The organism is Idiomarina sp. UBA3162, from assembly GCF_002364475.1.
Lineage (GTDB): Bacteria > Pseudomonadota > Gammaproteobacteria > Enterobacterales > Alteromonadaceae > Idiomarina.
In genome coordinates, this window is the sequence record NZ_DEYI01000057.1 from 94276 (window position 1) to 95060 (window position 785).

General features: G+C 48.9%; 2 protein-coding genes. One reads left to right on the forward strand and one right to left on the reverse strand.

Annotated elements, in window-relative coordinates; translation table 11 throughout:
- Positions 1–126: 126 nt before the first annotated feature.
- Positions 127–630 (reverse strand): CinA family protein, encoded by a 504-nt coding sequence (locus tag B2X00_RS07370; RefSeq protein ID WP_290486815.1) that lies wholly within the window; start codon positions 628–630, stop codon positions 127–129.
- A gap of 86 nt (positions 631–716) precedes the next feature.
- Here B2X00_RS07370 and B2X00_RS12600 point away from each other — a divergent pair.
- On the forward strand, positions 717–785 hold a 69-nt coding region (locus tag B2X00_RS12600; protein WP_414653716.1), incomplete at its 3' end, for a hypothetical protein.

Sequence of the window (785 nt, forward strand, 5' to 3'; positions counted from 1 at the left end):
ACCAAACTGACGTTCGATTTGGCTTAGGGCGGCGTCCAGTGCTTTTGAACGATCGTTGCTCATGCTATGCTCCAATTTGTTTCGTTAACACCTGTGAGTATACTGTATAAATTAACAGTATCAAGTTTATTTCTTCAATTTTTCTATTAGTCGCTTCAGTACGAAGTCTATCGTCGCTAACCGCACTTCACTGCGGTCCCCAGCAAACACTTGTTGATAGCTATCGCAACAGGTTTCATTACTGATCGCCATCCAGACAAGCCCCACGGGCTTTTCATCGGTGCCACCGCCAGGTCCCGCAATGCCGCTAACGGCAATCGCCCAATCACTCTGGCATTGCGCCATCGCACCACGGGCCATCTGCTCGACGCAGGGGCGCGACACTGCCCCCTGTTGCTCAAGTATCTCACTCGACACGCCAAGCAGACTCTGTTTTAGCGCGTTAGTGTAGGTGATAAGACCGCCATTAAACCAGTTAGAACTCCCCGCAATTTCTGTGAGAAGATAGCCTATTCCACCGCCGGTACACGATTCTGCTGTAGCCAAGTTTTGCTGACGCTGATTTAACTGTTCTGCTAACGCATTTGCGTGTTTAATCAGTTGCGCCCAGTTTCCGCCACTTGTTACCATAGACGCAGTCCTCGTTGAATAAAGATAACAATAGTATGCCAGTCTCACCGACCTCTGAACAGAGCATTCAGGCGCACACGCCGATGATGCAACAGTACTTAAGAATCAAAGCAGAACACCCCGATATGTTGCTGTTTTATCGGATGGGGGATTTT